The 21799-nt window shown below is 61.5% G+C and carries 15 protein-coding genes, 1 tRNA gene and 1 riboswitch; of the genes, 8 read left to right on the top strand and 8 right to left on the bottom strand.

Going from position 1 to position 21799, the window contains the following annotated elements:
* Positions 1-685: 685 nt before the first annotated feature.
* Both ACTO3O_RS05710 and ACTO3O_RS05705 read right to left on the bottom strand, forming a co-directional pair.
* On the bottom strand, positions 686-901 hold the full coding sequence (locus tag ACTO3O_RS05710) for a hypothetical protein (RefSeq protein ID WP_297831414.1): 216 nt from the start codon (positions 899-901) through the stop codon (positions 686-688).
* Positions 886-1032 (bottom strand): hypothetical protein, encoded by a 147-nt coding sequence (locus ACTO3O_RS05705; protein WP_297831412.1) that lies wholly within the window; start codon positions 1030-1032, stop codon positions 886-888. Before ACTO3O_RS05705 ends, ACTO3O_RS05710 begins: the two co-directional genes overlap by 16 nt.
* 104 nt (positions 1033-1136) lie before the next feature.
* Here ACTO3O_RS05705 and ftcD point away from each other — a divergent pair, with 104 nt between their 5' ends.
* Positions 1137-2090 (top strand): glutamate formimidoyltransferase, encoded by a 954-nt coding sequence (ftcD, locus tag ACTO3O_RS05700; RefSeq protein WP_297831410.1) that lies wholly within the window; start codon positions 1137-1139, stop codon positions 2088-2090.
* On the opposite strand, the gene obgE is transcribed toward ftcD, so the two are convergent.
* Positions 2076-3086 (bottom strand): GTPase ObgE, encoded by a 1011-nt coding sequence (obgE, locus tag ACTO3O_RS05695; RefSeq protein WP_294594682.1) that lies wholly within the window; start codon positions 3084-3086, stop codon positions 2076-2078. The two genes, ftcD and obgE, sit on opposite strands and share 15 nt — an antisense overlap.
* Before the next feature lie 151 nt (positions 3087-3237).
* Between obgE and ACTO3O_RS05690 the strand changes: the two genes are divergently transcribed.
* A tRNA-Thr gene (locus ACTO3O_RS05690) sits at positions 3238-3311 on the top strand.
* Between the two features lie 470 nt (positions 3312-3781).
* Here ACTO3O_RS05690 and ACTO3O_RS05685 read toward each other — a convergent pair.
* Positions 3782-5854: a TonB-dependent receptor gene (locus tag ACTO3O_RS05685; RefSeq protein WP_297831408.1), complete on the bottom strand. Its 2073-nt coding sequence runs from the start codon at positions 5852-5854 to the stop codon at positions 3782-3784.
* Positions 5851-6897, bottom strand: a complete 1047-nt coding sequence (locus tag ACTO3O_RS05680) for a DUF5074 domain-containing protein (RefSeq protein ID WP_367270613.1) — start codon at positions 6895-6897, stop codon at positions 5851-5853. The genes ACTO3O_RS05685 and ACTO3O_RS05680 overlap by 4 nt, the downstream gene beginning before the upstream one ends.
* 253 nt (positions 6898-7150) lie before the next feature.
* A riboswitch (cobalamin riboswitch) is annotated at positions 7151-7351 on the bottom strand.
* Between the two features lie 134 nt (positions 7352-7485).
* Between ACTO3O_RS05680 and rsmH the strand changes: the two genes are divergently transcribed.
* From rsmH to ACTO3O_RS05665, 3 genes are read left to right on the top strand one after another with little or no spacing between them, the layout of a single operon-like run.
* Entirely contained in the window at positions 7486-8409 is a 924-nt protein-coding gene (rsmH, locus tag ACTO3O_RS05675; RefSeq protein WP_297831406.1) for a 16S rRNA (cytosine(1402)-N(4))-methyltransferase RsmH, read from the top strand.
* 34 nt (positions 8410-8443) lie between these two features.
* The gene (locus tag ACTO3O_RS05670) at positions 8444-8956 is read left to right on the top strand and encodes an FtsL-like putative cell division protein (protein ID WP_297831404.1); all 513 of its coding nucleotides are present in this window, start codon (positions 8444-8446) and stop codon (positions 8954-8956) included.
* A 23-nt stretch (positions 8957-8979) separates the two neighbouring features.
* Complete coding sequence (locus ACTO3O_RS05665) at positions 8980-11175, top strand: penicillin-binding protein (RefSeq protein ID WP_297831401.1); 2196 nt, start codon at positions 8980-8982, stop codon at positions 11173-11175.
* Between the two features lie 1880 nt (positions 11176-13055).
* Here ACTO3O_RS05665 and ACTO3O_RS05660 read toward each other — a convergent pair.
* Together ACTO3O_RS05660 and ACTO3O_RS05655 are read right to left on the bottom strand one after the other, a co-directional pair.
* Complete coding sequence (locus ACTO3O_RS05660; protein ID WP_294594796.1) at positions 13056-13664, bottom strand: hypothetical protein; 609 nt, start codon at positions 13662-13664, stop codon at positions 13056-13058.
* 245 nt (positions 13665-13909) lie between these two features.
* On the bottom strand, positions 13910-15181 hold the full coding sequence (locus tag ACTO3O_RS05655) for an anaerobic sulfatase maturase (protein ID WP_294594794.1): 1272 nt from the start codon (positions 15179-15181) through the stop codon (positions 13910-13912).
* Positions 15182-16204: 1023 nt separating this feature from the next.
* Between ACTO3O_RS05655 and ACTO3O_RS05650 the strand changes: the two genes are divergently transcribed.
* The 3 genes from ACTO3O_RS05650 (at position 16205) to ACTO3O_RS05640 (ending at position 17807) form a co-directional block, all read left to right on the top strand.
* Positions 16205-16666 (top strand): hypothetical protein, encoded by a 462-nt coding sequence (locus tag ACTO3O_RS05650; RefSeq protein WP_298081199.1) that lies wholly within the window; start codon positions 16205-16207, stop codon positions 16664-16666.
* Positions 16667-16800: 134 nt separating this feature from the next.
* Positions 16801-17550: a DNA/RNA non-specific endonuclease gene (locus ACTO3O_RS05645; protein ID WP_298081176.1), complete on the top strand. Its 750-nt coding sequence runs from the start codon at positions 16801-16803 to the stop codon at positions 17548-17550.
* A 107-nt stretch (positions 17551-17657) separates the two neighbouring features.
* Positions 17658-17807 (top strand): hypothetical protein, encoded by a 150-nt coding sequence (locus ACTO3O_RS05640; RefSeq protein ID WP_482596550.1) that lies wholly within the window; start codon positions 17658-17660, stop codon positions 17805-17807.
* Positions 17808-19298: 1491 nt separating this feature from the next.
* Here the strand turns inward: ACTO3O_RS05640 and lon are convergent.
* Positions 19299-21722, bottom strand: a complete 2424-nt coding sequence (gene lon, locus ACTO3O_RS05635; protein WP_297831532.1) for an endopeptidase La — start codon at positions 21720-21722, stop codon at positions 19299-19301.
* Between the last annotated feature and the right edge of the window lie 77 nt (positions 21723-21799).

The following is a 21799-nucleotide window of genomic DNA, read 5'->3' as shown; positions in this document are numbered from 1 at the left end:
GCGCAGTTTCCTCAAACTAAAACGCGCGCCCCGCCTAAAGAAGCGATTCAACTCTTTCGGCGACAAGCCGAAAGAGAATGAATCGCCCAGGCGCGCGAAAACGCGGCGGAGCGAAAGCGGAGCCGCAGTGAGGCGGACACGAGTCGGAGAACTGGGTTCTGCTTTGGGCTGTGTTGTTCTTTGGGCTCGAAAACCGATTACGGTTTTCGAGCCGTGCCGCGCCGAGCATGGGGTTTGGATTTGGGCAGTGCTTTTTGCCGGGCTTTGGGCCGAGAGTGAGTAGCGCGATTCGCAGAATCGCCGGCCTTGTCGCCCAGGCGCGGAGCGCCTCGGGGGGATGGGCGACAGGCCGAACCAGATGGAAGGTGGTGATAAATGGTAGCGCGCGGCCCGAATCCGACAGAATTGGGGCGGTGAATGAGCTGAGCTTCTGCGGCTCTTTGAGCCGCGCAGTTCGCCGCCACCCCACGCGGCGGGCTATTATAGGCCGAGGATGAATTCAACAGAAAGGGGTAGAGAATTGGCTTGTTCTTTGGGGCGGGTTGGACGCCCGGGCGGAACGCAACGAACATCGTGAGTTTGCGGGCCTCCCGAGGGGGAGGCGTCCGGCCCGCGCGGTTCTGCGAACCGCAGGAGGCAGTTCCCAAACGAAGTTGCCATTAAAAAGACACAGCACTTCGCCCGTTTATTCCGAGAGGCAACGCAACTGAAGACCGTGAGCGCGGTTGTCCGAGATGCTGATGTTGAGATGCTGCGAATGGAAATACAAATCCAAGCAGAGGTTGCCGCTCACGGACGATGAGTAGCTGAATCCGCTGTAGCCGACGCCGCCCGACACACCAGAGATGTTGTTGCGGAAGCCCGGGGCGGGATTCTCCCTCTCGTTTATTCCGAGAGGCAACGCAACTGAAAACCGTAGGCACGATTGCTCGCATGGTTGGGAACGAGCCACGGTATGTGGAAATTCAAATTCATGCCATCGGCATTGCTGACCGTCGCAGACCAGCTGTAACCGTCGCGGCCAACGTACATCAGATCGCCCAAACCCCCAAAGTTCCCCCCGTCGCGGAAGCCCGGGGCAGGCCGAGACAGTCCGAAAAAGCAACAGTTATTCACCCCGTAGAGAGTAAGAAACCATGACCCCCGTGCTCGAATGCGTGCCCAACTTCAGCGAAGGGCGCGACGAAAAGACCATCCAAGCCATCGTCCATTCCGCCGGGAGCGTGCCCGGCGCCTATGTGCTGCACGTCGACAGCGGCATCGCCGCCAACCGCACCGTCGTGACCTTCGCCGGCGCCCCCGAAGCAGTCGTCGAAGCCGCCTTCCGCGCCGTGCGCACCGCCGCCGAGCAGATCGATATGCGGCACCAGCACGGCGAACACCCTCGTATCGGCGCCACCGACGTGCTGCCCCTGGTCCCCGTTCGCGGGATCGACCTGGAGACCGCCGCCCGTCTCGCCCGGCAGCTCGCCGAGCGGGTAGGGCAGGAGCTCCGTATACCCGTCTATTGTTATGAATCCGCCGCCGCCTCGCCCGAGCGCAAAAGCCTCGAAGCCTGCCGCCGCGGCCAGTACGAAGGATTGCGCGAGAAGATGTCCGACCCCCGGTGGAACCCCGACTACGGCCCACAGGAGTGGAGCGACACCGTCGCCCGCACCGGCGCCAGCGTCATCGGCGCCCGGGATTTTCTGGGCGCCGTCAACTTCAACCTCGCCCCCAGCGGTGATCCGGCGAAAGATATAGCCGCCGCCAAAGCCATCGCCCGCGAGATCCGGGCAGCCACCCGCGGCCCCTGGTCGCTGCCCGGCGTGAAAGCCATCGGGTGGTGGATCGAAGAGTACGGCATGGCCCAAGTCTCCACCAACCTGACCGACCTGCACGCCACCGGATTGGGCGCCGCCTATGATGCCGTCTCCGCCGCCGCCCTCCGCCACCGCGCCCGAGTGGTCGGCACCGAAGTGATCGGCCTGCTGCCCGAATGGGTCGTGGCCGACGTCGACACGGAACGTCTGGGCCTCGACAGCCTCCGCCCCTTCGGTCGTCCCTTCGATCCCGACCGGAAGATCATCGAACGCCTACTCCCGTACTAACGTCTCCCAGAGCAGATCCTTCAGCTCCCGGATATGCAGCCCCGCCACTGACGAGATAAAGAGATACGGCACCCCCCGCAACGTCTCCGCCCCCTCTATTTCCGCCCGGAGCCCCTCCGTCAGCTCCTCGTCCAGCATATCGCACTTCGTGACCGCCAGCAGCCGCCGTTTGTCCAGCATCTCCGGATTGTACAGCCTCAGCTCCTCCAGCAAAATCCCGTACTCCCTCACAATATCCTTCGCATCCGCCGGCACCATGAACAACAGCACCGAATTGCGTTCGATATGGCGCAGGAACCGCGTCCCGATCCCCCTTCCCTCGTGCGCCCCCTCGATGATCCCCGGGATATCCGCCATCACGAACGAATGTCCGTCCCTCACCTCCACAATCCCCAGATTCGGCTCCAGCGTCGTGAACGCATAATCCGCGATTTTCGGTTTCGCCGCCGACACCACCGACAGCAGCGTCGACTTCCCCGCATTCGGAAACCCCACCAGCCCCACATCCGCCAACACCTTCAGCTCCAGCACGAACCACCCCTCCTGCATCGGCTCCCCCGGCTGCGCATACCGTGGCGCCTGATTCGTCGCCGTCCGGAAGTGCCAGTTTCCCAGCCCCCCGCGTCCCCCCCGCACCAGAATCACCTCCTGCCCCTCCTCCGTCACCTCCGCCACCACCTCGCCCGTCTCCGCATCCTTCGCCACCGTCCCCAGCGGCACCTCGAGCACGATATCCCGCCCGTTCCGCCCGTGACTCTTCGCCCCGTGCCCCCCCTCTCCGTTCTCCGCCATCTGGTGACGCTGGTATTTGAGGTGGATCAACGTCCAGTACTGGCTGTTCCCGCGCAGAATCACATGTCCGCCCCGTCCCCCGTCCCCTCCGTCCGGCCCCCCGAACTCGACGAACTTTTCGCGTCGGAAGTGGCTCGAACCCGGCCCCCCGTTACCCGAGCGCGCGTAAATTTTGACATAATCTACGAAATTGGAAGAAGCCATAAGATAATCGGTATTTTTTTGAAGAGAGCGGCAAACCCCGTGCCGCCGCTCGAGACAAAAATACACTTTTTCGCCGATTCCCCACGATTCGTCCCCCGCAGCTCTTGTCCGAACCGGAAAAGTTCCCTATCTTTGCCCCGGTTTATTACCCGCCGATGTAGCTCAGTTGGCCAGAGCAGCTGATTTGTAATCAGCTGGTCGGGGGTTCGAATCCCTCCATCGGCTCAGTCATATTGACGACTCGGGCGCTCCTCTCGAATAGGGGAGCGCCCGAGTTTTTTCATCTCCGTCGGATTTTAGGTAAAAATCGATTTTTCGCACGCTGTTCTTTGAGCTGGCCGGAACCGTACCTTTCTTGAAAGAAAGGTACCCAAAGAACTTTTGCAGAGGTCGTCCCCATGGGACGACCACGTGTTCTCTCCGCCTTGTTTCGTTGGGCTAAGATTTTCAGGCGAGGCGCGCATGGGGTTCTTGCCCATTATTAGCGCGCCCGCCGAAAATCCAGCCCAACCCAAGGGCAGACACGGCCAGAGCATCCCGCAGGGATGCGCTCTAAAGTTTGGCTTCGCCTTCCTCCTCGCCGCTCGGCAATTTGCAAACTATGTTTGCATTGCTCTCGCTGGCAGCGTCGGTTTTCTGGTTCTCTTTGTTCACAAAGAGAACAGTACCCTCCCGGCTAAAAATAGTACGAGAAATTAATTTTTTGCCCCCCATTTGGGTTTGATGCCGATGAAGATTTCGAAATTGATCCCCGGCATCGGTCTTGCCAGCACCGATAGATACTCCTCGTCGAATAGATTCCGTATCGTCCCCTTCAGCTCCAGCTCCGCCCACCGGAGCGAGATCCCCTTTCCCAGCGTCACATTGTTCATGTAGTACGCCGGGAGCCTCCCCGTGAGCGTCAACTCATTGCTCGACATCGTGAACCGTTCGCTGTACCAGCACCACTGGTACGCCATCGACCATCCCCGCCAGGATATTTCCCCCGTCGCATTCGCCGCGAACTCCGGCACGTATGGGAGCTGTTTTCCCACCGACCGATCTCCCGGCCCCATCGGCTCCCCTTGGTTGATCGACGGCGTCCACGCGAACGACCCCCTGAGCTCCAGTTTCCAACCCCTCGCCAGCCATCCCCTCAGCTCCCCCTCCGCCTCCACCCCGTAGGCATGCACCCGGCGGATGTTCCTCGGCGAGAAGAACCCCTTGACCGTCGGCAGCCAGATGATCCAGTCCTCGATTCTCGAATCGAACCACGTCGCCGACCCCGCGAACCTCCATCCCTCCTCCCGTCCCACCCCGAACCTCAGCCCCGCATCATACGTCCACCCCTTCTCCTTGCGCAGCTCCGGATTTCCCCCCGGCATGAAATAGAGGTCGTTGAGCGTCGGGAACCTGAAATTCCTCGACACCGACGCCTTCGCCGTCACCTCCCCCCGTTCCGACACCACCCCCTCCACGAACAACGCCGGAATCGGCGGCGCCCACTCCGTTCCGCACATCTCCCCCCTCAGCGTCGCCCCCATCCCGAACCGCTCCGTCGGCCGCCATTTGACCGACGCCACCCCCGCCAGCTCGATCCGCGCCCGGTCGTACCCCACCGTCGCCCGCTCCCCCTCCTGCGTGACGATATTTTTGTCCGCACTCTCCACCCAGTGCTGATGCGCCGAGAGATCGAGCGCGAACAGCCATTTCCTTCCCCCGTAATACTCCCCCCTCGCCCGTCCGTAGAGCGTCTGTACCCGGCTCCGCGAGCGCGTCATCGCCGCCATCGTCCCGTTTCCCACATCTCGTTTGTAGTCATACGCCATCCGTGTGTAGAGATACCCCCCGTTCGCCTCCGCCTTCCATCCTTCCCGTCTCCGCTCCCACGACACCACCCCCCGGAACGTCTGCTCCCGCTGCCTGTTTTCGAACTCCGTCTCGTCGCCGTACTCCGTCGTGAGCATCGGCAGCTCCCGGTTCGAATTCAGATACCACCCCCTCAGCCCCACCCGATCCCCGTTCTCCGCCGTGTAGTACGCCTCCTGCAACACATGTATGTCCCGATACGCCCCGCTCCGGTTCCGCTCCGTCGGGTAATACTGCCCCACGATATTCATCTCCTCGTCGTAGATATTCTCCTTCTTGTCCCGATTCCGGTACTTGTAATCGTTCGGCGACGAAGCGCAGACCGCCCGCGTCGACACCTGCCACCTCCGCGCCCCATACGTCAGCCTCAGGAACTCGTCGAACGTTCGGAACGACCCGATCCCCTGAACATACTGCAACCCGACCCCCTCCGTTCCCGCCGGCCCCGTTCCCAGCCTCACCGCCCCCCCCAAGCCACCGCCCGCCTCGTCGACCGACGACGTCCCGTGGAGCAGCGACGCCTCGTCGATGAAGAACGCCGGAATCATCGAGAAATCCGTCATCCCCAGCATCGGATTATTGATCCTCATTCCGTTCCACGTCACCTGCGTATGCGACGGCGACGTCCCCCGGAACGCCACCGTCGCGAGCGTCGCCCGTCCGTAGCTCTTGACGAAGATCGACGAATGGAACGTCAGCACATCCGCCATCGAGAGCGCCACATTTCCCCTGAGCGCCGCACTGTCGAACCTCGTCCGCTGTATCCCGATCTCCTTCAGCGGCCTCCGCCCCCTCACCGTCACCACCTCCGTCCTCAGCAGCCGCTCCTTTTCCCCCTCCGTTCCGTTCTGCGCCGCCGCCGGCAGAGCCAGCCCCGCCAGCCCCCCGAGTATTCCAAGTATCCGACCCTTTCCCCTCATCGCCCCCCTCCGTTTATCCACCAGCAAAAAGCCCCCGGCGTGATTCCTGCGTAAAACCGGTCGATCAGCTTCCCCCCCGCCGAATAGCGGCAGATCGTTCCCGGCTGCTGGTAATCGATCGCATCCGCCACATAGACATCGCCCCGGATCGGATCGACCGTCAGCCCGTAATAGATCGTCCCCGCCTCCTCCAGGAACGGTCCCTCCGGCAACCCCTCCGCCGTCACCGGCATTCGCCAGACATCCTCGTTGATCCAGTACAGCGTATCCCTCGTTCCGTTCAGCTGCACCTCCGACCCCCGGTCTCCCCGCCCGAACTCGAACCTCCGCTCGATCCGAAACCCCTCCGGATCGATTCGATAGAGCGCCGGCGCCTCATACCCGTAAGGGCTCCCCTCCATTCCCCCGTCCGTAATCGTCCACAGCTTGCCGTACCTGTCCATCGCCAGCGACGTCGGCTGAATCCCCACCGCCAGCTCGTCCACCACCACATCCCGCTCCGCGTCGATCTTCAGAATCCGGTTTTGGTACGACCACCCGTTGACATAGACATACCTCCCCGCCTGCACCATCTGCTCCGTCGACCCCGTCTCCATCGTCATCCCCGGACACTCGATATATCCCGTAATCTCGAACCGCTTCGGATTCACGATAAAGATGCGATTGTCCCACAACTGCGTCACATACGCCTTCTCGTCTGACACGAAATGGATGTACCTCGGCGACGTGAAGCCCGTGATGCGCCCGACCTCGCGACACGTCCGCACATCGATCGCGAAAACGACATGCGAATTGTTCACCACGATCCATCCCACCCCCTTCCTGACCACCATCGACTGCGCCACATCCCCCAGCTTCATTCCGTTCGCGCGGACAAAGAGCTCGTTTTCACCTCTTCCCGTCTTCGGATCGTAATACGACAGCGAAGCATTCCCATACTGGAAATTGCCCTCGTTGAGGACGAACAGCCCCCCCTCCGGCAATGCCACCTCCTCCGTCGCCCCATAGTCCCACTTCATGCAGCCGCCCATCGCCAGCGTCATCGCCAGCGCCGCGAGCCCCAGTGCCCGGATATGTCCCCTTGTTTTTTTCATCATCGTCAGAAACCGCACCGGCCGAGGGGGGGAGAGTTCGAAAAAGAGAAACTGAATAGAGTAGGGCAGCGCTCCGCCGCAAAACCACCCCTCCGCCGCCGAAGAGGAATTTCCGACTTTCCCGGGAATCCCGCCCGGCCGTCCCTTCTCTTGTCGTCGCATGCCCGATCTCCACCCGAAAACCCCGCAGGTGCAAATCACGTTGAAAACATCCTTTCGGCAGGTCTTCTGACTCGTCCCGTCCGCCGCGCCTTCCCGGCGCGCCGACGCGCCAGTGGCCAAGAGTGCGACAGACCGTTCAGCGGACTCACAGCAGCAGGTACTGTCCCGGACTTCCACCGGGTTCCCTTTTCAGCCGCACCGTACGAACTACGACCCGGCTACCCGAAACGATCGCGACAAAAATAGAGACCTTTCCCCACAAAACCAAACCCCGCCCCCGTCCCCCGAAGAAATCTCCCCGCCGCCCCTCCCCACCTCGTTAAAAAAGCGTAACTTTGTCACTTTAAACGGAATCGCACCCAGCCCGAGAGCCCCATGTCCGAATACCACCAACCCGTCCTGCTCCACGAGAGCCTCGACCGACTCGCCCTCCGTCCCGACGGCGTGTACGTCGACGTCACCTTCGGCGGCGGCGGTCACTCGCGCGCCCTGCTGGACCGCCTCGGCCGTCGCGGCCGCCTGCTCGCCTTCGACCAAGACGCCGACGCCTTGGCCAACGCCCCCGACGACCCCCGCCTCGTCCTGATCCATAACAACTTCCGCTTCCTGCGCAGCTGCGTTCGCGCCGCCGGATTCGACCACGTAGACGGCATCCTCGCCGACCTCGGCGTCTCCTCCCACCACTTCGACACCCCCTCCCGCGGCTTCTCCTTTCGGTTCGACGGCCCCCTCGACATGCGGATGAACCAGCACGGCAGCTCCAAAACCGCCGCAGAATTGCTCAACACCTACGACCCCGCCCGGCTCGCCACCCTCTTCGGGCGGTACGGAGAGCTCGACAAGTGCTACCGCGTCGCCAACGCCATCGTGCGCTACCGCGAGACCGCCGGGCCCTTCGCCCGGATCGACGACCTGCTGCGCGCCACCGAGAGCGTCACCCCCCGCGGCAGCGAGTCCCGCTTCCGCGCCCGGCTCTTCCAGGCCCTCCGCATCGAAGTCAACGGCGAGATGCAAGCCCTCGAAATGATGCTCTCCCAATCCATCCGGCTCCTTCGTCCCGGCGGCCGGCTCAGCGTCATCACCTACCACTCCCTCGAAGACCGCCTCGCCAAGAACTTCATGCGGAGCGGCACCCCCGACGGCATCGTCCAGCGCGACTTTTACGGCCAGAGTTCCACCCCCGTCGTCCCCGTCGGCAAAGTGATCCTCCCCACCGCCGCCGAAATCGACCGCAACCCCCGCGCCCGGAGCGCCAAACTGCGCGTCGCCGAGCGCACCGGACAACAAATCCGCCCCTGAACCCGTTTTTCCCCCGGCCCCGTGCCGCCCAGCGATGAGACGCCCCTCCCGATACACCTCCCCCGAGTTTTCCGACCGGAACTACCGTCCGGCCCGCGGCACCATGCCCGACGACTGGCGCGAACCCGACAGCCCGCCCAGCCCCGAAGAGGAAGACCCGGACATCGCCGAAGAATCCCCTCTCGAAACCCCCTCCCGTGCCGGCGACGACACCCCCCCTCAGCCCCGGAAACGCAGCGGCCTCCGGATCGGCCAATTCTTCACCGGCGGCATCCTCACCCAGGAAGAGTTCACCCGCCGCCTGCCCGTGATCGTTTACGTCGTTTTTTTGATGCTCCTCTATATCGCCAACGGCTTCCACATCCAGCACAAACACAACGAACTGGATCGGATCTCCGAAGAGCTCAAACAACTCAAGACCCGCGCCGTGACCTCCTCCGCCGTTCGGATGACCCTCACCCGGCAGAGCGAAATCGAACGCCTCCTGCGCGAATACCGAATCCCGCTCGTACTCGACCACACCTCCCCCCACACCATCGACGAATAACCCCCCAGAGACCCAAGACCCCCATGGCCCGCCAATCCCCCCATACCGCCGAGCCCGAGACCCCCGTCGCCCCCCAGCGAAGCCCCATCAAAGAGGCCATCCTGCGGCGCGTCAAAGTCTTGTACGTCCTCTTCCTCTTCACCGGCCTCGCCGTCCTCGGTCGCATCGTCTGGCTCCAGATCGGCACCGACGGCGCCACCCTCCGCGACCTCTCCGACAAATACAGCTACCGCACCGAGATCGTCGAAGGCGCCCGCGGCAACATCTACTCCGACGACGGCCGCCTGCTCGCCATCTCCATCCCCTACTACGAACTCCGGATGGACATGGCCGCCGGCGGCCTCAGCGAGCAACGCTTCTTCGACAAAGTCGACTCCCTCAGCACCTGCCTCTCCGACTTCTTCGGCGACAAAACCCCCGAAGAGTACCGCAAAGAGCTCCTCGACGCCCACACCGCCCGCAAGCGGTTCCACCTGATCACCCGTCGGAAAGTCAACTTCCTCGAACTCCAGACCATCCGTCGCTTTCCCCTCTTCCGCCTCGGCGCCAACCGCGGCGGCTTCATGGCCATCGAGAGCAACCGCCGCGTCAACCCCCACGGCGAACTCGCCCGCCGCACCCTCGGCTTCGTCAACCAGTGGGGCGTAAAACTCGGCATCGAAGGCGGCTTCGACAACTACCTCAAAGGCGAACCCGGCCAGATGCTCAAACAGAAGATCTCCGGCAACTTCTGGACCCCCATCGCCAGCGACCGCAACATCGACCCCATCGACGGCTACGACGTCGTCAGCACCCTCAACATCGAGATGCAGGACATGGTTCAGAGCGCCCTCCGCGAATGGATCGTCGAAGTCGAAGCCGACTGGGGCTGCGTCGCCGTCATGGAAGTGCAGACCGGCGACATCAAAGCCCTCTCGAACGTCACCCGGCGTTCCGACGGCACCCTCGTCGAAGACTACAACTACGTCATCGGGATGAGCATGGAGCCCGGCTCCACCTTCAAGCTCGCCGGCCTGATCGCCCTGCTCGACGACGCCCACATGCCCCTCTCCACCCCCATCGAGACCGGCAACGGCGTCGAACAGATCGGGCCCGTCCGTGTCGTCGACTCCCACATCGGCGGCTTCGGAAGCCTCACCCTCCAGCAAGTCTTCGAGAAATCCTCCAACATCGGCATGGCCAAAGCCGTGAACCGCGCCTACGGCAGCCAGCCCGCCAAATTCGTCAACGCCCTGAACCGGATCGGCATCCACAAACCCCTCGACCTCCAGCTCGCCGGCGAAGCCAAACCCCTCATCAAACACCCCGCCATCCGGAACGGCTGGGACGGTACCACCCTCACCATGATGTCCTACGGCTACGCCCTGCGTCTCGCCCCGATCCATACCCTGACCCTCTTCAACGCCGTCGCCAACGACGGCGTGATGGTCAAACCCATGTTCGTGCGCGAACTCCGCCAATACGACAAGACCGTCCTGCGTTTTCCGACCGACACCCTGAACCCCGCCATCTGCTCGAAGACCGCCCTTCGGGGCGTCCAGCGCGCCATGGAAGGCGCCGTGACCAACGGCACCGGCCGCCTGCTGCTGAATCCGAAATACCGCGTCGCCGCCAAGACCGGTACCGCCCAGGTGGCTATCGGCCGCCACGGCTACGTGAGCCGCAGCGGCGGCCGCCACTACCTCGGATCCATCGCCGGCTACCTGCCCGCCGACCGTCCCAAGTATTCGATCGTCGTCGCCCTGAAGACCTACCACTCCGAGAACTCCCAGAAGACCTACTACGGCGGTTCGCTTGCCGGCCCCCTGTTCAAGACCATCGCCGACCGCGTATTTTCGATGCACTACAACGTGACCAACCGCGTCGTGACCCGTCCCCAGAGCTTCGACCCCATGTTGAACGCCCTTTCCGGTTCCGCCACCGCCCTGGACAGCCTGTTGCGCGAGCTACACGTGATGGGCGCCCCCCGTCTGCCCTACGAAGGTCGTGCCGCGATCGACAGCGGCGGCCGAGTCGTCGTTTCGCCCCCCGTTCCGATCAGCACCGACTCCGGCGTTCCCGACTTCCGGGGGTTGACCCTGATCGAAGCCCTGGAGCGTGCCGAGAGCTCCGGATTGAAGCCGAAATTCGAAGGGATGGGCACCGTGCGCTCCCAGTCTTTATCCCCCGGCACCTCATTCAGCCCCGGCACCGAGATCACCCTGACCTTGCGTCGCTAACACCGTGCGTTTTGGGGCTGAGGCCGTTCGAGGATGCGTTAGCATTTTCCGTCTCCGCCCGTTGAGCGTTTTGTTACGGTTACCTTTGCCTTATTAACCAGCGCGCAGACGAAGAACTGGGCTGTCGGCAGCTGGAGGATGCGTCAGCATCCGTCTAAAGTTTTTTCGGCTTCTTTTGTGAACAAAAGGAACAGTTCGAGGCGGGTCAAAGCTCATCCGCGCGCGACCGCTGAAGTAGAAAATCATTCAAAGCGTCTTGCGCTTTGAATAAGATTTCCGCCAGCGCGCGAACAAAGAACGGGGGTAGAGGCGGCCAGTTGAAATGCGCAAGCATTTCCCGTCCACGGGACGTGGGGCCCGCGCGGCCCGAGCGCAGTACCCTCCTGTAGCCAAAGACGCGCGCCCTGCCTAAAGAAGCGATTCAACGATTTTGGCGGTGAGCCGAAATAGAATGAATCGCGCAGGCGCGCGCACCGAGATTATGGTCGTCGGCAGTTTGAGGCTGCCTCAGCATCCGTCTAAAGTTTTTTCGGCTCCTTTTGTGAACAAAAGGAACAGTCCTCTCAAACCAAACGCGCGCCACGCCTTAGGAGGGAAATCGTCAAAATGCGCTTGCGTGTTTTGACAAGATTTCCCAAGGCGCGCGGACAAAGAATGACGCGTGAAAAAACTCGATTTCGTGCAAAAAACGTCGCCCGCCCGCTTAAGAGGGCATATTCTGCCGGTTGGCACTCGGCCAATCCGGCAAGAATTGCCGCGGGCGACGGCAAACGCGGCGGAGCGGCAGCGGAGCCGCAATGATACTGACACGGGGCGGAGAACCGGGCCGAGCTTTTGCGACCCGCTTTAACCAAGAGCAAATAGCGCGATTCCGAAGGGAATCGCCGTCCTCGGCAAGGGCGACGCATTAGCGGCGCGAGGGGGGCGCGCCGAGGACGAATGGGCTTTGCTCTTACGACTCGCAGAGTCGCGCGGGCCGGAGCCACCCCCGGCGTAGGGCCGCCACTTCGCGATGCTCGTTGCGCCCACGCTGGCTCCGGCCCGCCAAAGTCAAACAAAAGTAGGGTAGAGGCTGCCCTTATTTTTAGGGTAACTCCAGCCCCTTGCCCACCACGGGCCCGCGGCGTTTCTTCCGCGCGGCACCGCAACTGAAAACCGTAGGCGCGAGGATCCGCGCTGCTGGTGTAGAGCCCCGTCACATAGACATTCAAGTACATTCCATTGTTCCCGTTTGCCGACGATGAGTAGCTGTACCCGTGGTTGCCGACGCCCCACAATACGCCCGTACTGCTGCCGCGGTTGCCCGGTGCGGGGTACCAGGCGAGCGGGGTTCCCGCGCCCGAGGTGCTTACCTTGTAGAGACGACCGTTGGTGGCTTTGTAGTCTCCTTTGCCGTAGGATTCACCGGCTACGCCGTCGGAGTAATAGGGGAAGGTACCGTTCAAGGGCACATCGGCGTCCCGCGTAAAGTCAGACCAAGAAAGGGTAGAGGCTGCCCTTATTTTTAGGGTAGACCCGGCCCTTTGCCCCCGCGGGCCCGCGGCGTTTATTCCGAGAGGCAACGCAACTGAAGACCGTAGGCGCGGCCGTTCGCGTCGCTGGGATAGAGGCGTGTCACGAGGAAAGTCAAGTACATGCCATTGGTACCGCTGACCGACGACGAATAGCTGAACCCGTCGCTGCCGACGCTGCTCAGCCTGCCACTGGCTCTCTCGCGGAAGCCCGGGGCGGCGCTCAGCGCCCCGAGCCAGATAAACCGATCCAGATAAAACGAATCAGATAAACCGAGCCGGATAAAATGAAAAGCCAGATAAACCGAGCCGGATAAAACGAAAAAACGGGCCGCCCGTCTCCGGTGCCCGTTTTGATTTTGTTTTCCGTCAACGTCTCTCCCCCGCTTTCGGTTTCCGTCCCTTCGGCCTGCGTATCACCTGAATCCCCTCCCGCTCCAAGTGCCGATAAAACGTCCGCTCGTTGAGCTCCACCGTTTTGCAAATCTCGCTCACCGACATCTGATTATTCGTGTTGTACATCCGGATCGCGAAATCCAGCTTGTGCATGATCTCCCGATGCGGCCCCTTCGGCCTCCCCGCCGCCCTGGCATCCTCCATCCCCTCCTCCGGTCTTTTCGTCCCCCTCGTTCCCCCCGGTCTCGTTCCCAGCTCCATCCCCCTTTTCGAGCGCATCTCCCCCGCGACCCCTCTGTTGAAATCGAGCCACGGTTCGTCCAGCGCCCTGATCGCCGCCCCCTTCCGTTCCAGCCTTTCGATCAGTAGCGCCATCTCCTCCTTGCACCGACAGACATCCGCCGCCCTCGAGACCACCAGCGTATCCCCCCTTCTGAGCAGTCTGAGCAGCCGGTTCAGCTCCTCCGCCCCCGTCGTTTCGAAGAAAATATTTCCGCTCGTGACCCCCGCCTCGATCAGCGCCTCTATTTTCTCCTGTGCCTCCGCATCCCCCGGTTCGAATCTGAAATAACCCCGTATCATACGCTCGCCAAAATTAAACCCTAATCCGTGTTCCCCCGTGTGTTCGGAAAACCGTTCGGTTATTCGAACCCCTCGAATCAACCCGCCTTTCGCCCGGAAACGGTCGCAAGTTAAGCGACATATGTGTCAGTGTTATAATATTTTCTGTCGCAATTATACGTATATCCGCATTTATCGCTACATTTGTAACAATTGATTTCGAATAACCGAACGTTTTTTCGTATACCCCCGTCTCCGGTTAGCCGTTAGAATAGGCCCATCCGTTGCCTCGCCCACGGAATCACCAACGCCGCCGGCTCCCCCGCCTCCAGCAGCTCCCGCATTTTCAGCATGTACGGCTCCGAGTGCCGATAAAACGCCCTGAGCCCCCCGCACAGCGCATTGACCCTCTCCTCCGGATTTCGTTCCGACGGCACGAACCTGTGCTTCGGACACTCCCCCCGACACAAGTGCAGATACCCGCACCTCAGACACTCCGTCGGCAGCGCATTCCGTTTCTCCAGCCCGAACCGGAACTGCTCCCCCGATCCCGCCATCGTTCGTAGCTCCCCCGTCGCGATATTTCCGCGCCTGTACTCCGGATAGACAAAGTGGTCGCACGCATAGACATCCCCATTATGCTCCACCGCCAGCGCATCCCCGCACGTTTCGCAGAACGCGCACAGCCCCGGCCTGACCCCGCACCATCCCGCCAGCGTCACGTCGAACATCTGGACGAAATAGCTCCCCACATCCCCCGTCACCCACTCGTCGAACACATCGTTCAGAAACCTTCCGTAGGCCTCCGCCCCCACCGACCACTCCGCCCTGTGCGCCTCCGGATCCCCCGGTTCCACAATCACCTCCCTCGGCCACCCCTCGATCCGTTTCACATGCTCCACCACCGGCAGGAACTGCATGAACCGGCTCCCGATCCCCTTCAGGAAGCGGTAAATCTCCCTTCCCCTTCCCTCGCTCGCCGCCCCTACTGCCGAGAGCGTATTGAACTCCGCCCCCTGCTCCTTCAGCCGCTCAATCCCCCCCATCACCCGGTCGAACGTCGATTCCCCCGCCCGATCCCTCCGGTTCGCATCATGCACCTCCCTCGGCCCGTCGATCGAGACCCCCACCAGAAACTCCTCCTCCGCAAAGAACCTCGCCCATTCGTCCGTGAGCAACGTCCCGTTCGTTTGTATCGAATTTTCGATCCGTTTCTCCCCCCTGTACATTTTTTGGAACTCCACCGCCTTTCGGTAGAACTCCCTTCCCGCCAGCAGCGGTTCCCCACCATGCCAACAGAACGACACCACCGGCACCTGATTCGCCTCGATATACTGTTTGACGAACCTTTCGAGCAGCTCGTCGCTCATCACCTCCGCCGCATGTGCCTTCGGCGCCAGCCTCGCCTTGTCCAGGTAGTAACAGTACGTACAATCCAGGTTACACGTCGCCCCGACCGGTTTGACCATGGCCCCGACCGCCCTGGGCCCTTTTCGTTTGATCGCATCCGCGAAAGTGAGCGTAGCTTTTTTTCTCATATCTTTGCAAAGATAGGCGTTTCGTCCTTACCTCGAGCAGCGTGTCCCTCGTCGCGTGAAGAGGATTGGGCCGGCGCCTTGCGTATGCGGTTAGACCCGGCCAAAGCATCCCGTAGGGATGCGCTCTGAAGTTTTTTCGGTTCCTTTTGTTCACAACCGACGCTGCCAGCGAGTGCAATGCAAACGCAGTTTGCAAATTGCCGAGCGGCGAGGAGGAACCGAGTAGCGTTCCGAAAGCAGAGACCGTTTACGGGCTATGCTGAGGTAGCATGAGGAAGCCGAAGGCAACGCGAAGCCAAAAGGAACAGTACCCTCAAATCATCGCGCGCCCCGCCTTAGGAGGGAAATCGTCAAAATGCGCTTGCGCGTTTTGACAAGATTTCCCAAGGCGCGCGAACGAAGCTCGACCGCGCGCGATCGCTGAAGAAGGAAATCATTCAAACGCGTGATTCGCGTTTGAATAAGATTTCCGCCAGCGCGCGGCCAGAGAACAGGGGTAGAGGCGGCCTTGGGGTAGAGGCTGCCAATTTGCCCACCGCGGGCACGCGGGGCCTGCCCGGCCTGAGGGCAGTACCCTCAAACCAATCGCGCGCCACGCCTAAAGAAGCGATTCAGCGATTTCGGCGGTAAGCCGAATATAGATGAATCGCGCAGGCGCGCGAACAAAGAATGGGACGAGGAACTGGGCCGAGGCTGCCAGTTGAAATGCGCCAGCATTTCCCGTCCACGGGACGTGGGGCCCGCGCGGCCCGAGCGCAGTACCCTCCTGTAGGACAGGCGCGCGAACAAAGGTGAGAAAAGACGGTTCAAAGCCCATCCGCGCGCCACGCCTTAGGAGGGAAATCGTCAAAATGCACTTGTGCGTTTTGACTGGATTTCCCCAGGCGCGCGGACTAAGAACGGGAGTAGAGGCAGCCAATAAAAACACCCCAAGGGCGCGCCGCCGAAGCCCGACTTAAGTAGCCAATAGACAGGCCCACGAAGCCCCCTTGGTCTGACTTTACGCGGGACGCCGATGTGCCTTTGAACGGGACTTTCCCGTACTACTCGGATGGGGTTGTCGGAGAATCTTACGGTGCAGGGAACTACAAAGCCACCAACGGTCGTCTCTACAAGGTAACGGACGACGGCACCGAGGGAACCCCGCTCGCCTGGTACCCCGCACCGGGCTACCGCTACGCGACCTCGGGCGCGTTGTGGGCCGTCGGCAACGACGGTTGTAGCTGGGCTTCCACGTCCTACGATTCGGGCGGCCACTACCGTGGCATGCACTTGGGTTTCAACGTGACGTGGCTCAATCCTAGCCGCGTGTACTACCGTGGCTACGGTTTTCAGTTGCGTTGCCTCTCGGACGCACAGCGTCTTCTTGCCCGAAAACAGGCTCTATCCAAAATACAAGGCCGCCTCCACCCGAAAGCTAACCCCGGCAATCGCCCGCCGCCCCTACCCAGCGCAACGCCCCTCTTTCAGATGCTACATTTGTGATGAAAAAACGCAGAAAATACAGGAAAAACAGCTCGATTCCGCGTCGGTATTGGCTTTGGAGCCTCTTTTGGCTATTTCTAGCGATCCTCGCCATCGCCTGTTCACACCGGCTGACCCCTCGCCGAGCCCCCTCTTTGTCTGCCCCCTCAGCTTCTCATCGTCCCGCTCCGTCGCCCTCAATATCCTCCGGAGCGTCGGACGCAGCTCCTTCCTCGCCCTCCTTCGTTCCTTCCGCCCACCTCGAACTGCCCGCCCTGGACGCCGCCGACACCCTTATTTACAACACCTCCGGCCGCTACACCTTTTCCTATCGTCCTTCCGGGAAGATCGCGCGTTGGGTCGCCTATAAACTGACCCGCAGCGACCTCTCCGGCGCCGTCGACCGTAGCGACACCTTTGCCCCCGACCCCCGGCTGCGCACCTACGGCTGGCCCTCCGCGACCCATGCCGACTACCGCGGCAGCGGTTACGACCGCGGGCACCTGTTGCCCTCCGCCGATCGCACCGATTCCGAAGCCTCGAATCGTTCCACCTTTCTCTACTCCAACATGGCCCCCCAGCAGCCTCGACTGAACCGCGGCCCCTGGAAACGCCTCGAAGAGCAGCTCCGCGCCCAGACCTCCGCTTACGACACCCTTTATATCGTCGTTGGCACCGTGCTGCCGGCTCATCCAGAGACCATCGGTCGAGGCGTCGCCGTTCCCGAGCTCTTTTTCAAAGCCATCGCCCTCCGTCGCGCCGACGTTTTCGAGATGGCCGCGTACGTGATGCCGAACGACACCGCCTTGCTGACCGGTCGTGATTATACCGAGTTCTCCGTTTCCGTCGATAGCGTGGAACGTTTGTCCGGACTCGATCTTTTTCCCTCTCTTCCCCAGCCGTAACGCGTGTACGTTGATTATTGCTCCGCCGCTGCTGCTGTCGTGCGTTTTGGGTTAGAGATGACCAGTAAACTGCCCCGAGCTTCCTCCACGGAACGAACTCCGGCACCTTGTATTTTTTCGGCGCGTATGGGTACAGTTATTCGTCTGCGGCCATCGAGAGCAATTGTTTGCATTTGTATTTCCGTATGGACGGGCTTTTTCCCGTCCACGTGAATGGTCGCGGTTACGGTTTTCCGTTGCGTTGCCTCTCGGAATAAACGGGGGAGAAGTACTCGCGGTGGGCAAGGGGCTGGAACTACCCCAAGCGGTAACCTCGACCCCCACTTGAAGTCGAGGCAGGTCGATTGCTTGGGGTAGACACGGCCAGCTTTCGCGTGCCGAGCGGCCCCGCCCCGGGCTACCTCCCTCGGGATACAGGTGCCGCGAGCTACCTCGGCCACGGCGGGTACAGCTGGTCTTCCTCTGTCAACGGTGCCAACAGCATGCACCTGAACTTTTACACGCAGTACCTCCTTTCCAACCATGCGAGCCATCGTGCCTACGGTTTTCAGTTGCGTTGCCTCTCGGAACAAACGGGGGAAGTGCCGTGTCTTTTTAATGGTAACTTCGTTTGGGAACTGCCTCCTGCGGTTCGCAGAACCGCGCGGGCCGGACGCCTCCCCACGGGAGGCCCGCAACACGCCGCTCACGCGCCGAGAGTTGCGTTCCGCCCGGGCGTCCGACCTGCACTATTTTACCCGCTACAAGTTCCGCCTATTCATCCTCGGCGCGCCTTGTGGATGCTGTTCGCCGCCAGCGGAGGCGCAACGAGCTCCGTCGAGTTACAGTCCGCCGCTTAGGGTGGCGGCGAACTGCGCGGCTCTACGAGCCGCAAGAGCAACGCCATTCACCGCCTAAGGCTGCCGGGTTCGTCCTCGGCGCGCCCCCCACGCGCCGCTAAAGCGACGCCCTCGCCGAGGCCGGCGACCTAAAGGTCGCACAAACACCACCCAATTCATCACCAATCTGCCGAGTTTGTTTTCGACCGCAGCCAGCGGAGAACGAATATTAAGGCTGAGGCGGCCAGTAAAAGACGCTGTGCGTCCCCTTCGCATCCGGGGGCTGCGGGCCGACCGTTACCACGGGGACTTAGCTCCTCGCTCTCGGCCCTAAAGTAAAGACCAAAGCTCGGCCCAACTCACCGCCCAAATCTCAGCCCCATGCTCGGCCCAGCGCGGCGCGAAAACCGCAGTCGGTTTTCGCGCCCGAAGAACAGGCACAGCCCAAAGCTCGCCCCAGTTCTCCGTCCCGTGTCCGCCTCACTGCGGCTCCGCTGTCGCTCCGCCGCCTTTTCGCGCGCCTGCGCGCTTCATCTATATTCGGCTCGCGCCGAAATAGTTGAATCGCTCCTTTAGGCGGGGCGCGCGTCTGTCCTACAAGAGGGTACTGCCCTTACGCCGGGCGGGCGGTGCCTCCCGGCACTCGGAATGGGCAGCCTCGGCCCCAAGAGCGACGTCCCCGTTATTCCGAGAGGCAACGCAACTGAAAACCGTAGGCGCGGCTGTCCGCGCCGCTGGGATAGAGCCACGTCACGTTGAAACTCAAGTGCATGCCATTGGTGCCGCTGACCGCGGTAGCCCGGGGCAGCCTCCAAAAATGGAGCGCCACAAACAAAGGCCTCCCCAAAAATAGCCCTCCACAAAAACGAAAAAGAAAGGAGGCCCCTGAGAGCCTCCCGATCAAATAGCCTCCCCCTCGAAGACACCCCCTCACACCAGCGCCAGCTTCAAGACCTCCTCCAGCGTCGTGACATAGTGGAACGCCAGCCCCTTGACATACTCCGGCTTGATCTCCTCGATATCCTTCCGGTTCTCCGCGCTGAGGATGATATCCGTAATCCCCGCCCGCTTCGCCGCCAGAATCTTCTCCTTCACCCCCCCCACCGGCAACACCTTTCCCCTGAGCGTCGTTTCTCCCGTCATCGCATACCGCGCCTGCACCTTCCGCCCCGAGAAGACCGACGCCAGCGCCGTCACCATCGTGATCCCCGCCGACGGCCCATCCTTCGGAATCGCCCCCTCCGGCACATGGATGTGAATATCGTTCTCCTCGAACAACTCCTGCCGTATCCCCAACTGCTCCGCATGCGCCTTCACCCATCCCAGCGCGATCGACGCCGACTCCTTCATCACATCCCCCAGATTCCCCGTGATAATGAGATTTCCCTTTCCCCGGTTCAGCGACGACTCGATGTAGAGGATATCCCCCCCCACCTCCGTCCAGGCCAGCCCCGTCACCACTCCCACATGCTGATTTCCCTCGTACATCTCGTTCAGGAACCTCGGCACCCCCAGCATCTTCTCCACCCCCTCCGGCGAGACCGTCGCCTCGAACGGCTCCTCCATCCCGATCTCCTTCGCCCTGTAGCGGACAATCTTGGCAATCAGCTTGTCCAGCGTCCTCACCCCCGACTCCCGCGTATACTCCGATACAATCTTCTCGATCGCCCGCTTGCCCAGCTTGAGCTGCTCCGCCGTCACCCCGTGCGCCTCCAGCTGCTTCGGCAGCAGATGCCGCTTCACGATCTCCACCTTCTCCTCCAGCAGATACCCCGACACATTGATCATCTCCATCCGGTCGCGCAACGCCGACGAGATATTCCCGATATTGTTCGCCGTCGCGATGAACAACACCTTCGAGAGATCGTACTCCGTATCCAGGTAATTGTCGTGGAACGTACTGTTCTGCTCCGGATCCAGCACCTCCAGCAGCGCCGACGCCGGATCCCCGTGATTCGACTGTCCCACCTTATCGATCTCGTCCAGAATAATCACCGGATTCGACGACCCCGCCCGCCGGATCGTCTGCAAAATCCGCCCCGGCATCGCCCCGATATACGTCCGTCGGTGTCCCCTGATCTCCGCCTCATCGTGCATCCCCCCCAGCGAAATCCGCCCGAACTTTCGTTTGAGCGACGCCGCCACCGACTTCCCCAGCGACGTTTTCCCCACCCCCGGAGGCCCGTACAGACACAGAATCGGCGACTTCAAATCCCCCTTCAGCTTCAGCACCGCCAAGTGCTCCAAGATCCGATCCTTCACATCGTCCAGCCCGAAATGATCCGCATCCAACAAGCGTTTCGCCCGCTTCAGGTCGAGGTTGTCCTTCGTCACCTCCTCCCACGGCAGCTCCAGCATCAGTTGCAAGTAATTCATCTGCACCGAATACTCCGCCACCGCCGGATTCATCCGCTCCAGCTTATCCAGCTCCTTGAAGAACACCTCCTTGACCCCCTCGCTCCATTTTTTCGTCTGCGCCTTTTCGCGCAACTCCTCCACCTCCCTTTCCGCCGGATTCCCCCCCAGTTCGTCCTGAATCGTCCGAATCTGCTGTTGCAGGAAATACTCCCTCTGCTGCTGATCGATATCCTCCTTCACCTTGCTTTGGATCTCGTTTTTGAGCTCGATCAGCTGCTGCTCCCTCACCAGAATCTCCAGCAGCTTCCTCGCCCTCGCCACCAGCCCCGGCGCCTCCAGCAGCGCCTGCCGATCCGAATCCGGCAACTCGATATTCGAGCTGATGAAATTGATCAACCCCCTCCTGCTATCGATATTTTTGATCGCGAACGTCGCCTCCTGCGGGATATTCGACGACATCCCGATAATCCTGAGCGCCACCTCCTTGACCGACTCGATCAGCGCATCCAGCTCGATATTCGCCTTCTCCGGCGTGACATCCTTCAGCGGCCTGACACTCGCCCTGAAGAACGGCTCCGAGCTGACGAACTCCTTGATTTCGAACTTTTCCACCCCGTGCAGAATCACCGTCAGGTTTCCGTTCGGCATCTCCAGCACCTTCAGTATCCGTGCCGCCGTCCCCACCGCATAGAGATCCTCCGGCCCCGGATTCTCCACCTCCGCCTCCTTCTGCAACAACGCCCCCAGCATCCCCCCATTCTCCTCCACCTCCTTGACCAGCTTCATCGACTTTTCGCGCCCCACCGTAATCGGCGTGATCGCCCCCGGGAAAAGCACCGAACTGCGCAGCGTCAGAATCGGCAACAACTCCGGCAGCGTCCCCCCCTGCGGTTCGTCATCCTCCGCCGCCACGATCGGAATCACCTGGCTCTTTCCGTCCAACACATCCGAGATACCCGACAACCGGTCGATCCACGTATTTTGTTTCTTGCTCATAATCAAACCTTTCTGTACTATTTGGCCCACTGCCGCGCAGCGAGGCATTCTGCAAAAATATTAAAAAAACGCCGAAC

Source organism: Rikenella sp., assembly GCF_056799795.1.
This window is presented reverse-complemented; position numbering and strand designations above follow the sequence as displayed.